Genomic DNA, 12,311 nt, shown 5'->3' with positions numbered 1-12,311 from the left:
ATCCTCGACAACTGTCGAGGATTTTAGGCTTATCCGAATGCTTGCTCTGTCCGAGAAATGATCTCATCTTGCAGAGCTTTTTCTAAATTATTGAAGTAATCGCTGTAGCCCGCTACCCGAACAATCAAGTTTTCGTATTCCTTCGGATGTTTTTGCGCCTTCAGCAAGGTTTCTCGATCAATCACGTTGAATTGGATGTGGTGCCCGTCCAAAGCAAAGTAGCTGCGAACTAGTGAGGCCATGTTCGTGATTCCCGCTTCACCTGCTACCACACTAGGAGTAAATTTCTGATTTAGTAATGCACCGCCGGTTTTGGTTTGATCGATTTTCGAAGCAGATTTGATTACTGCTGTCGGACCGTTGCGATCGGCCCCTTTTTCTGGTGAAATGCCATCTGGTAATGGGATTCCTTTATGACGGCCGTTTGGTGAAGCCTCCATGACTTGACCAAAGTAAACATGGCACGTTGTCGGTAAGAACTCTACTACTGTTTTCGAACCTTTCGGTGTTGGTCGTCCCGCGATTACATCTTGCAATGAAGCCGCGACATCTCGCAATAACATATCCGCATATTCATCGTCATTTCCGTATTTAGGTGTTTCATTATAAACTCTGTCGTAAATCTCGTCATAGTTTTCAAAGTCCGCTTCACAGGCAGCCAGCAGCTCTTGCATCGTCATCGTTTTTTCTTCGAAGACGTTGTGTTTGATTGCCGCCAATGAATCAGTAATCGTCGCGATCCCAACACATTGAATATAGCTGGTATTGTAACGAGCGCCGCCGGCATTGTAGTCTTTTCCGACCTTGATACAATCATCGGACATCACAGAAAGCAATGGTACCGGCATGAATTCCATGTACATCCGTTCAATCAAGTTATTCCCCGCAACCTTCACATCCACCACGTATTGCAATTCTTCATAAAAAGCGTTGAAGACTTCTTCATAGGTTTTCATCTCAGTGAAATCGCCCACGTCGATCCCGACTTGTTTATCAGAATAATGATCGTAGCCGCGATTCATTGCCAATTCAAAGATTTTCGGAATATTAAGATACCCGGTCAATACATAGGCTTCTTTTCCGGCCACACCAACTTCGACACAGCCTGAACAAATTCCGCTCTCTCTGGCATCATCAACGGATTTTCCTAAGTAGCTTAGTTCCGCCAAAATCGCTTCAGAGTTATACATCGCCGGTTGTCCCCAGCCTTTACGCGAGACTTTTAATGCTTCACGCAGGAATTTCTCTGGTGATTTACGCGAAATCTGTACATTGGAACTTGGCTGCAATAATTTCATTTCGTCCATAACTTCTAAGATTAGGTAGCTGACATCACTTACGCCGCTGGTTCCATCAGGACGCAAGGCACCCGTATTTAAGTTACAGAAGTCGGTATAAGTACCACTTTCTTTTAAGGTGATTCCGACTTTTGGCGGCGCTGGCTGATTATTAAATTGAATCCAGAGATTTTCTAACAACTCGCGCGCTTCTTCACGGGTCAAACGACCCTCTTCAATATCTTTTTCATAGAAAGGTTCTAAATGCTGATCCAATTTCCCTGGAGAATAAGCATCCCAGTTGTTCATTTCGACAGTCACGCCAATATGAGTGAACCAATACATTTGGATCGCTTGACGGAAGGTTTGCGGCGCATGCTCTGGAACCACATCGCAGACTTCAGCCAGCTCCAACAGTTCCTGTTTCCACTGCGGGTCTGTTTCTGATTCAGCCATATCGCGACATTGCTGCGCGTAGCGTTTGCCGTAAATGATCATCCCTTCGCAGACTAACTTCATGCCTTCTAATTCTTCGCGTTTATTCAATGCTTCCATATCATTGTTATAGTCCAAACTGTCGATTTCCTGTTGGATATCTGCTATGAAATCAGCGAAGCCTTTTTGGTACATTTTTCCGTCTGCTACCGTATGTCCCGGTCCGCGCTGCATCAAGAATTCTGTATATAGGCCGCCATCAAATAATAAGTGCCATTCTTCTGGTAATAGACGATTCATCCGTGTCATCATCGCACGATCATGCCAATAAGGAATAATAACCTCTTCTTGTACCCGTCGATCTTCTTCACTCACTCGGAAAAATACTTTTTCGCGATTATGCATATTGTCGAAATCTTCCAAGGTGTGGCAGCATAATTCAGGGAAAGTTGGTGCCGCCCAAGGCTTGTCACCCTTTTCTCCAAGAACTAACGAGCCTTTTTCAATGTAGTTCGTTCGATTTTCCATGATGTACTTGAAAGAAAGACCGCGTAGAACAGGGGCAGAAACTTTACCTTCCCATTTCTTGTAAGCCTCGGTCAATAGGACCGCTCGTTCCATCGAAATACTCGGTGTACATTCCTTATCACTGATCTCCCGCAACCGTTTGATTCGTTCTGTGCTCCCTCTTCTTGTTGGTTCCAGTGTTAATTCTGTCATTACTATTCCTCCTGTTTTATGTTTTGATCCAATGCTTCCTTATATTTCTTTATCCGCCGATCGTCACTTGATAACCAGCATCTTGATAAACCTTTTGAAGCCGTTCAACTTTTTCGTCTGCCGGTTTGATAAAGTTTTGCGTACACACACGTTTCAAACGTTCATATTTGTCACGGCCAAAATCGTGATAGGGTAGCAGTGAAATTTCATTCACATGAATTTTTTCTTTTGCCAACCAGTCAATAATCGCCTCCGCATCTACTTCATCGGCATTAATTTCATCTAATAAGATCAAACGTAAATTGATCTCCGCTTGGTTCTCCGATAAGAAACGTAAATTTTCCAGGACCAGCTGATTCCCTGCACCGGTATAAAGCTGGTGATTATGTGAATCGATGAACTTTAAATCGTACAAAAACAAATCCGCGTAAGGTAAAATTCGCTGATAATTCTCCGTTGGTGCTACTCCGCAAGTATCAATCGCGACCGTTATCCCCAATCGTTGACACTCTTGCGCCAGTTCCACTACATAATCCATATTTTGCGCCATCACTTCACCGCCAGAAAAGGTCACCCCGCCCCCTGACTGATCATAAAAGATTTGGTCTGATTGAATTTTTTTGACCAACTCACGAATCGAATAGTCCTTGCCAATCAGTTCTTCTTTGCCGTATTTGTTTAACATGATTTCCGGCCCAAATACTTGGCTTTCAGGATTGTGACACCATTCACATCTGATGGGACACCCTTTGAAAAAAATCGTTGTCCGAATCCCCGGCCCATCGTGGGTCGAAAACTTCTGAATATTAAAAATCGTAGGCTTTTTCACGTTCTTCCCTCCCGCCTCAATTATAAAGCGCCGCTCGTTTAGTTGCAAGCGCTTTATTCATAATAGTGAATATTTTAACTTATTTTTTCTAAAGTTTTTCATTTAAATGATGGTTAGGCGTTTTACGGTTTTTCGGGTATACTAAAAATAACTAATTGATGTCAGGATACGCGCAATAGGCATCCTGCTCAGTTCTTTCTTAATCAGAAATTACTTTAATATGAAATAGAGGTATGGAGATGAATATTGGCGAAAAAGTAAAAAACCTGCGCAATGAACGCGGCATGACCCTTAAACAGCTTTCCGAGGCAACAGGCCTGTCTACAGGCTTTTTGTCTCAATTTGAACGAGGAATCACGACTATTGCGGTAGAGCATTTGTCGAATATCGCGGACTTATTCAAAGTAAAAATCAATTACTTCTTTGAAGAGGAGCCCGAAATCGAACCGATCGTTCGCGGATATGATCAACCAGTCATCCATAAATTGAACAATATGATCTACAAGCAGTTGAGCCGGACACCTCAAGATAAACAGATCGCACCGAAGATGATTGAGATCATGCCCCACGAAAAACGCGAGCTGCCTACTACTTATCCGCATCAAGGTGAAGAATTTGTTTATGTATTAGAAGGAATTTTGACCTTGGTGATCGAAAAAGAGACCTACCAGCTTTATCCTGGCGACTCGGCGCATTATTTTTCGACGATTGATCACAACTGGGACAACCAGACGAGCAATGTTGTAAAATTCATCGTCGTTCATTCCCCAAATGATTATTAAAAAGCGCTCGATCAAAAATTTGATCGAACGCTTTTTTATTTCTCCCCACAAATGCCAAAGTTTATATCTCTGAGGAAGACCGCTTGTGCCTGATGCATTTCCTTGAGTAACGCTTCTTCATTGATGCTTTCTAAATCTGTTTTTGTTGCGGCGCCTGTTTGAATGATTCGCCCCGCCATCATCTGAAGTAGCCAAGCAAGATCGCTGCCTGTTTCAGCCGTCTGTAAAACGGCTTCTGCACGAACATCCTTCACCGTAAGCCCCGCTTTGGTAAACAAAGAATACATTTCAGAACCAATGTGAATATTCCCTTGTTCATGAGCGACGGTTTCCCAGACCCACTGTTGCGCTTGGGTGTGCAGCGGAAATTTTTCAGCCAACGTCCCCGCTCCTGCTGCATCGCTTTCTTGAAAAATCATACGTCCGTTGGGCTTTAAACAATTTGCTAGATCCTTGATTGCCTGAAAGGGATCAGGCAGATACATCAGTATTCGCCTGCCGACAATTGCGTCAAACGTTCCTAATTTTTCCGCCGCAGCGTCCATCGGCAGCGTCATGAATCGTACATTAGTCAGCTGTTTTTCATCGGCCGTTTTTTGGGCACCTGCAATCGCTGCTTCATTGATGTCAATTCCAACAATTTCACCAGTGCCAGCCATCAGCTCCTGAATTAAAAAACTGACTTCGCCAGTGCCGCAGCCGACATCTAAAATTCGCAGGTTTTCTTTGATACCAGAGTCGATCAATAATTTTTGGGTAAACGTATTCCGCTCGTTCATTTTTTACTTCCTCTCGCATGCAAGTTTAGCTAGTAATTCAGCAAAAATCTTTTTTAACTGTTTTTGCGTTGATAAGAACAATTCCGGATCATACTTGCTCAATTCTTCTTCGCCAAACGATCGCTTCTCAATGTATTGAATATAACGAATCTCCAGCTGCAGCGCTTCGATCGCGGCCTGCTGCCCATAATGGTGCGTAATAAATCCGCCGCGAAACGGATGATTATTCGAAACACTATACCCTTGCGCCTCTAGTAACTCCGTCAATGCCTCACGCAAATCCGCGCTGGCAGTTTGATCTGCTTGATTTCCAATCACAAAATCAGCGGGTTTCTGCTGATCAACATTCGGATATTCCGCAAAACTATGCAGATCAAACAGGTAGATTTTTGAAAAATACTTTCGTTTTTCCTCGATCAATTCTTGCAGCGCCTGATGATACGGCCAATAATATTTGTTCAACCGTTCATCGATCGTTTGTGGCGAGAGCGTCTCATTATATAACTGCTTGCCAAAGGTATTCCGCTGATAAACCGCGGTAGCTTGATAATCCTCGCCAGACATACGACTCTCGCGATTAGGATCAGCCGCATACCGATTCACCTGATTTTCGATCACTGTATAGCCGCTGGCTGCCAAAAAACTGTACAATTCCGGTAAAAACCAGTCAGTATTTGCTAGAACAGCCTCATTTCGTAAACTTTTCCGCATCTCTTCTGGTATCCAGGTTCCGCTATGAGGCAGGCTGATAATGACAGGCGCTTCATTTTTTCCTTCATTATAAATAGTGAATGGGTTCATTTATTCCCTGCTTTCTTTTTCCTTGATTATAGGCCTTTTGAAATAATTAATGAATACAAAAAAACTGACAAGGCTATTATACCTTGTCAGTTCATTGTCTGTTTAGTTTTCTAAAGCTGTCAAACGTTTACACATATCGATCAATTCTTGCGTCAAGCCGATATAGGAAATGGCATTCATTAAATGGTCTTGACTGTGTACCATCAATAGCGTCACTTCTGAGTTGTTTCCGCTTGCCTCCGCAGTCAATAGCCCTGTCTGCGTATTGTGTGCTTCAACCAATGCCTCGTTTGCCGCCTTCATTCGCTCCTCAGCTTCGGAAAAATTATTTTCCTTTGCCGCGGCCAAAGCAGCAACGGCTTCGCTTTTCGCATTGCCGGCATTCATGATCAAGCCCATGACTACTTGTAATTGTTCATCGTTCATCTGCAAAAATTCCTTCCATCACTTTATCTATTTTAGATTTCATCAAAATCGAATGTATCAAAATCAATTTCTTCTGTTTCTAATTCTTCGGCCTCTTTTTCCTCGCGCAAGTATTGATCATCCAATACCTTGATAAATGGATAGTAAATCACCATTCCCAAGACGATCAGCAGGGCCTGCAGCACCGAGGCCTGCCAGCCGCTGACTAAGAATCCAGAGATAATCGGCGGTACTGTCCATGGCAACTGAATCCCGTTTGTATAAGGAACGATGCCCCAATCCATCGCAAAATAAGAAATAATAATATTAATAGTAGGAACTAGTGCAAATGGGATCAAAATAATCGGATTCAATACGATCGGCAAGCCGAAAATAATCGGCTCATTAATCCCGAAAATACTTGGTACTAATGATAATTGTGATAGTTTTTTCACTCGCTGGCTCTTACAGAAGATCACCATCACGATAATCAATGATAAGGTCGATCCGCCGCCGCCGAAAGTGGCAAACATATCTTGGAATTGGCCGGTAATGATATTAGGAATTTCATGACCATCTTTAAACGCTTGCATATTTTCAACTGACAACGCGCGTAGAACTGGATTGAATACCGCTCCAACAACACTAGAACCGTTGATTCCGAAGAACCAGAAGAAGTGCAAGAACAAGTAGGCAACGATCATTGCCCCTAAAGTATTTCCTAAGCTTAATAATGGCGTTTGCAGGAATTTAAAGATGACATCTTGCAGGTTCCCCATTGATGTTAATGAAACTAGCCAATTGATAACGAACATGATCGTTACCACAACAAAACTTGGAATCAATGCTTCAAAAGATTTCACAACGGTCGGCGGAACGCCTTCTGGCATTTTGATCGTCCAGCCGCGGTGAATCACTGCCGCGAAAATTCGAGTTGAAACTAAAGCGATGATCATCCCTAAGAATAGACCGCTTGAACCCATCCATTTTAACGGCAAGCTGGTTACTTCATAAACTTGAGTACTATTTTCAGGAGTAAACATCGTCGTATACGGTGTCAAAATGAAGAATGAAACCAAAGCCAGTGCACCTGACTGGATCGCATCTATCTCTAATTGACGCCCTAAACTGTAGGCAATCCCGACAACAGCCAAAATGGCCATTACATCAAAACTCGCCGAAGCGGGTACTGACATCAGCGACTCCCAGTTCTTTCCTAGAATCGGAGAGATCATATTGCTCCAATTAGGAATCGGGAAATTCGCAAGTAATAGGAAAAAGGAACCAACGATTAATAATGGCGTTGAAATCAAAAATCCGTCACGGATCGCAATCAAATACTTATTTTCTCCGATTACTTTGGCCAGCGGTGTTAAAATTTTCTCCAACCAGTTTAAAAACTTCTGCATCTTTTTTTCCTCCAATCGATCATGGATTATTTTTTATTTTGTTTGATTAATTTTAAAACTTCTTTCATCGCTTTTTCGCCATCCATCATGCCGTAGATTTCTGGTGCGATCACAGCAACTGGAATCCCTTGCGGTGCGAATTGTTCTTTGGTTTTTTCCAGCAAGAATTTCACTTGCGGGCCTAAAAGAATCGCCACTGGTTTTTCTTTTTCAACAACTTCTTGCGAACGCGCCACTGGAAAAGCCGTGATTTGAAGCGGCATATTGTGCTTATCGACGATTTCCATCATTTTGTTCACCATAATACTCGTTGACATTCCTGCATCACAAAATAAATAAATTTGTTTTTTACTCATGTTCTCCACTCTCCTATTGTTTATTCGATTGGTGCTTTGATTCGTTTTTCATATGCTTCTAACCACTCTTGGGTGATTGGCTGGATATTGGTAGTATGGTTCGCTCCCATATCGGCGATAAAAATTTGCGGTTCCTGCTGATCGTTACCAACACTAAAGGTAAATTCGACATTGGTAGCAACGCCCCACTCCCCTTTGGTGTTCATGGCGATCAAGGAGAAGGCGCCGGCCTTTCCATAGCGGGCGGTTAATTTATCGTGAAATTCATAAACGGCTTTATCGCAAGCAGCTTGCGGTGTGAAGCCTTCGCCCATCAAACGGACGATTTCATAGGATAAACATCCCTTCATTAGATCTTCACCTAAACCCGTCGCAGTTGCTCCGCCGATTTCGCTATCGACGTAAAAGCCTGAACCAGATAACGGAGAATCCCCTACGCGACCCGGTTTTTTCATAAATAGACCCGAGCTGGAGGTTCCCGCTGTCAGCGTTCCCATTTGATCCAAGGTGATCGCGCCGACCGTATCATGGCCGTCATAAGGATTTAAATTATTTTCGTGAATCTCTATTAGCCGTTTCTCCCAAATCTTGTGGGCCCGTTCCGTCAGCATGCTTTTTCTTTCAAAGCCTTCTAACATTGAATATTTTGTGGCACCTTCACCCACTCGAAAACTGTTGAATTTATCTTGACTAAGTTTTCGTGCGACAGAGATTGGATTTTTTACATCCGTGATGCCGGCGACTGCGCCGATTTCAAAGGTATCTCCATGCATGAAGGCCGCATCCATTTCCAAGATGCCCTCCGCGTTTGGCAATCCGCCAAACCCGACCGATTTATAGTAAGGATAATCCTCTACTGTTTTGATCAAGGTCTCTACGGCATCCCCCGCTTCACCTTTTTCTGCTAATAAACGCATCGCTTCTACTACGCCATCGTGCGCCATACGCCATGTGGCAATTGCTCCCCACGCCATTGTCGTGCTCCTTCCGTTACCGTTTACATTTAGAAATCTGACCTCATTATAAATAGTATATACTGTTTTGTATATACTAAATTTGAAATTTATTTATCTTTTTTTAGCGTTTTCTAAGCTAAAAAAAATAAATCCTGCAAAAAAAGGCCTGACATTGATCGTCAGACCTTTTAAATTCTGCTATTCGATTAGTTTTAACATTCCCCGCATGTAAATTTCCATGTTTAGTAACAAGTCTTCTTCATCCATATATTCGTCGCGATTATGAGCGATACCCTTTTGCCCAGGAAATGACGGGCCGAACGCGACAATATTCGGAACAAAACGCGCATAGGTCGCTCCCGTAGTTGTTACCGGTGTCCCATCTAATCCCGTTACCTCTTCATAAACACTGGCTAGTGTTTGAACATTTGGGTCCTCTTTCGGAAAATGACTGCTTTTGATTCGGCGGCTGACTTCTAACTGACTTTCAGCAGGCAGATGAGCTTCCAGAGCCTTTGTTACATCAGATTCTTCAATTGAAACCGGATAGCGAATGGCAACAGAAAGGGCTAATTGATTGCCTTTTTTGATTAACTGATAGGGGGTGATCATTAATTTTCCGCTGTCAGCATCGGAAAAATCAATTCCCAACCCTTCGCCATAATGCTGATTCGCCAAACTTTTGACGATCCATGAGAAATAATCCGCCAGCTTACCAGAAGTTCGGTTCTCTTGGATAATTTTTTCTGCTAACAAGGTAATCGCGTTTTCTCCAAGCTCAGGCGCGTTCGATGGAGCTCTTTTCCCGATTACATGAATTTCTGTGCCATTGATCGCTACGGACAAGTCATCCGGCACGTGATCCCGCGCCTGATCACCGATAAATTCACCTAAAATAGTCAATTCAGCTTCAGAGAACGTTGTCAAAATTTCATAATTGACGATTCCTCGTTCACCATAGACCACCGGATATTTGCAATCGGGAGTAAAACCGAATTGCGGTGCTTTTTCTTCACTTAAATACAGCGGAATATCCGAACTGCCGCTTTCCTCATCCGTTCCAAAAACGATCCGAATCGTCTTTTTGATTGGTAAATTCAGTTCTTTCAGCAGCTTCAACCCGAACAGGCAAGCGAGGATCGGTCCTTTATTGTCCAAAATTCCTCGGCCGTAGAAACGTTGATCCTGCTTGCTCAATTTGAAAGGTGGAAACGACCAGCCGTCACCGGCAGGCACGACATCCAAATGGCCCACTACACCAATATATTCTTCAGCTTCACCCCACTGAGCATAGCCGACCGCGTCGTTTACGATCGCTGTTTCAAAACCATATTTTCGAGCCAATGCCAGTGCTGTCTCTAGTGCTTTTTTGGGTCCCTTTCCGAAAGGTGCCTGTTCTGCAGGCGTTCCTTTGACACTTTCTACCTGCATCACTTGATCCAGATCCTGATAAAACTGCTCTTTGTTTTCCTCAATTACTTTTCTAAAATCAATGGACATGAGAAGCCTCCTGATTCCTATTAAATTTTCTATTTTATTTCGTACTCTCTAATGACTATAACGGGTCAACGTTGTTTTGAAGACATAGCGGTCAGATCGATAATAGGAGATATCGTAAAAGATCGGCGTCGCATCTAATGCGAATGTCACCGAATAAACCTGCAGCAACGGTTCCCCCATCGGCACATCCAATAGTTTTGAAAGATCGGGAGTGACTAAGATAGCTTCTACCTCTTGGTGCGAATAGGCGATCTCAGTTTTTTCTTCCAACAACTTGAATAACGATCCGTCAAAATCCGCTTTGGTCAAGCCTTTGACATAATCTTCAGACAAGTAGATCTTTTCGACCGTCATCGGCTCATCATCTAAAATCCGCCGACGAACGAGTTCATAGATTGGATGATCCTCTTCTAATTGCAGCGCGCTCAGTATTTCTTCTGAGGGCTCGTCTACCTTTTGAAACGAGATTACTTCCGTACTGCTGGTTTTCCCGTAGGCCTTCGCCGCTTCAGTAAAGCCTTGCAGCCCAGAACGTCCACTTTGAATTTTTGGCTGCGACATGACATAACTGCCCTTCCCACGGCGCTTGACCAAAATATTTTTATTGATTAAATCATCGATGGCTTTGCGAACCGTTAAGCGGCTGCAGTCGAATTCTTTAGCCAAATCGTACTCTGAAGGCAGTTTTTGCGAACTCACATAGACACCTTCATGGATTCGCTTTTCGATCTCAGCAGATACTTGGTCAAATTTCGCCTTTGTCGTTTTCTTCTCTTCCATAATCGCTCCTTATTCCTATCAATGTATTTATTTTTCTTTTGAGAAAAATAAGTCTGATGGTCATGCCGTATACCATTCCTCTAACCCATTAAAAATGCAAGTGGAACTGGCATCCTTATTCCTATTAATGTATTTATTTTTCTTTTAAGAAAAATAAGTCTGATGATCATACCGTATACCATTCCTCTAACCCATTAAAAATGCGAGTGGAACTGGCACCCTTATTCCTATTAATCTATTTATTTCTATTTTTAAAGCCAAAGGTCTTCTCAATTTCACTATACTGATTCTTTGGCGTATTGGCTAGACCAACATTTACTAGTAAATATTCATTCGGTATATACCTAACAGTATATACTATATTCGTAATTTAGAAAAATTCAATCATTCTCAGATTTTTTTTACTTTTGAAACAGCGGGTTTTAATAAAATTATCTTCTCGCTCCGCTTTCTTTCTGAAGTCATTTCGCTTATAATACCGACAGGTGATTTTATGAATACAATAGATGCAACGGAAATCGTTGATAAAATGAGCAACCAAAAAATAAATTATGATCGTGTGTTGCACAAGATGATTCAATCATGGGAAAAAGAGGAAGTACGTCCGAGAATTCTGATTCATTCTTGCTGCGCGCCATGTAGTACATATACATTGGAATTTTTGACTCAGCACGCGGATGTGACAATTTTCTTTTCCAATTCAAACATCCATCCCGAAAGTGAGTATCAACGGCGGGTTCTGGTTCAAGAAAAATTTATCAATGACTTTAATGAAGCGACTGGCAATCAGGTGGACTTGATCATTGATGACTACAAACCGAATGAATTCATTCAATTGATGCAGCAAAAGAATTTGACTGAAGAACCTGAGGGCGGCGAACGCTGTACCGCCTGCTTTAATATGCGCTTGGATTTAGCGGCTAAAGAAGCGCTGGAACGTGGATATGACTATTTCGGCAGTGCCTTGACGATCTCCCCGAAAAAAAATAGTCAATTGATCAATCAAATCGGCATGGATATCCAAAAGATTTACAATACCCACTATCTGCCAAGTGATTTCAAAAAAAATTCCGGTTATCAACGCTCAATTGAAATGTGCAAAGAATATGATGTTTACCGTCAATGCTACTGCGGCTGTGTTTTTACCGCGAAACAGCAGGGCTGTGATTTGAAAACGATCAATAAAGAAGCCAAAGCATTTGTGCAGGAACATCAGAAACAACCAGCGGAATCATAAGATTTTTTAGAACGGATAGATTTTCTCTATCGGTTCTTTTTTTGA

The 12,311-nt window shown here is 42.5% G+C and carries 12 protein-coding genes; 2 read left to right on the top strand and 10 right to left on the bottom strand.

What is annotated here, in order from left to right:
* Positions 1-29: 29 nt before the first annotated feature.
* A complete protein-coding gene (hypD, locus tag I585_RS10250) occupies positions 30-2,432 on the bottom strand; it encodes a trans-4-hydroxy-L-proline dehydratase (RefSeq protein WP_010741696.1) in 2,403 nt (800 codons plus the stop codon).
* 49 nt (positions 2,433-2,481) lie between these two features.
* Complete coding sequence (locus I585_RS10245; RefSeq protein WP_010741695.1) at positions 2,482-3,261, bottom strand: glycyl-radical enzyme activating protein; 780 nt, start codon at positions 3,259-3,261, stop codon at positions 2,482-2,484.
* A gap of 239 nt (positions 3,262-3,500) precedes the next feature.
* Between I585_RS10245 and I585_RS10240 the strand changes: the two genes are divergently transcribed.
* On the top strand, positions 3,501-4,043 hold the full coding sequence (locus tag I585_RS10240) for a helix-turn-helix domain-containing protein (RefSeq protein WP_010741694.1): 543 nt from the start codon (positions 3,501-3,503) through the stop codon (positions 4,041-4,043).
* A 35-nt stretch (positions 4,044-4,078) separates the two neighbouring features.
* Here the strand turns inward: I585_RS10240 and I585_RS10235 are convergent, their stop codons facing one another.
* From I585_RS10235 to I585_RS10200, 8 genes are all read right to left on the bottom strand, one after another.
* On the bottom strand, positions 4,079-4,822 hold the full coding sequence (locus I585_RS10235; protein ID WP_010741693.1) for a class I SAM-dependent methyltransferase: 744 nt from the start codon (positions 4,820-4,822) through the stop codon (positions 4,079-4,081).
* A gap of 3 nt (positions 4,823-4,825) precedes the next feature.
* Complete coding sequence (locus I585_RS10230) at positions 4,826-5,623, bottom strand: N-formylglutamate amidohydrolase (RefSeq protein WP_010741692.1); 798 nt, start codon at positions 5,621-5,623, stop codon at positions 4,826-4,828.
* Between the two features lie 102 nt (positions 5,624-5,725).
* Positions 5,726-6,049, bottom strand: a complete 324-nt coding sequence (locus I585_RS10225; protein ID WP_010741691.1) for a PTS lactose/cellobiose transporter subunit IIA — start codon at positions 6,047-6,049, stop codon at positions 5,726-5,728.
* A 32-nt stretch (positions 6,050-6,081) separates the two neighbouring features.
* The gene (celB, locus tag I585_RS10220) at positions 6,082-7,437 is read right to left on the bottom strand and encodes a PTS cellobiose transporter subunit IIC (protein WP_010741690.1); all 1,356 of its coding nucleotides are present in this window, start codon (positions 7,435-7,437) and stop codon (positions 6,082-6,084) included.
* A 26-nt stretch (positions 7,438-7,463) separates the two neighbouring features.
* Positions 7,464-7,793, bottom strand: coding sequence for a PTS sugar transporter subunit IIB (locus tag I585_RS10215; RefSeq protein ID WP_010741689.1), 330 nt, complete (start codon positions 7,791-7,793; stop codon positions 7,464-7,466).
* A gap of 20 nt (positions 7,794-7,813) precedes the next feature.
* Complete coding sequence (locus I585_RS10210; protein ID WP_010741688.1) at positions 7,814-8,767, bottom strand: glycosylasparaginase; 954 nt, start codon at positions 8,765-8,767, stop codon at positions 7,814-7,816.
* A gap of 180 nt (positions 8,768-8,947) precedes the next feature.
* Complete coding sequence (locus I585_RS10205) at positions 8,948-10,249, bottom strand: M20 family metallopeptidase (protein WP_010741687.1); 1,302 nt, start codon at positions 10,247-10,249, stop codon at positions 8,948-8,950.
* A 48-nt stretch (positions 10,250-10,297) separates the two neighbouring features.
* Positions 10,298-11,029: a GntR family transcriptional regulator, LSA1692 subfamily gene (locus tag I585_RS10200; RefSeq protein ID WP_010741686.1), complete on the bottom strand. Its 732-nt coding sequence runs from the start codon at positions 11,027-11,029 to the stop codon at positions 10,298-10,300.
* A gap of 493 nt (positions 11,030-11,522) precedes the next feature.
* On the opposite strand from I585_RS10200, the gene I585_RS10195 reads away from it, so the two are divergent.
* Positions 11,523-12,266 carry an epoxyqueuosine reductase QueH gene (locus tag I585_RS10195; protein ID WP_010741685.1) on the top strand — a complete coding sequence of 248 codons (744 nt, stop codon included), beginning with the start codon at positions 11,523-11,525 and terminating at the stop codon, positions 12,264-12,266.
* Positions 12,267-12,311 lie beyond the last annotated feature (45 nt).

It is taken from the genome of Enterococcus malodoratus ATCC 43197 (genome assembly GCF_000407185.1).
Lineage (GTDB): Bacteria > Bacillota > Bacilli > Lactobacillales > Enterococcaceae > Enterococcus_A > Enterococcus_A malodoratus.
The sequence above is the reverse complement of the archived record's forward strand: the minus strand, read 5'-3'. Positions and strand labels throughout refer to the sequence as shown.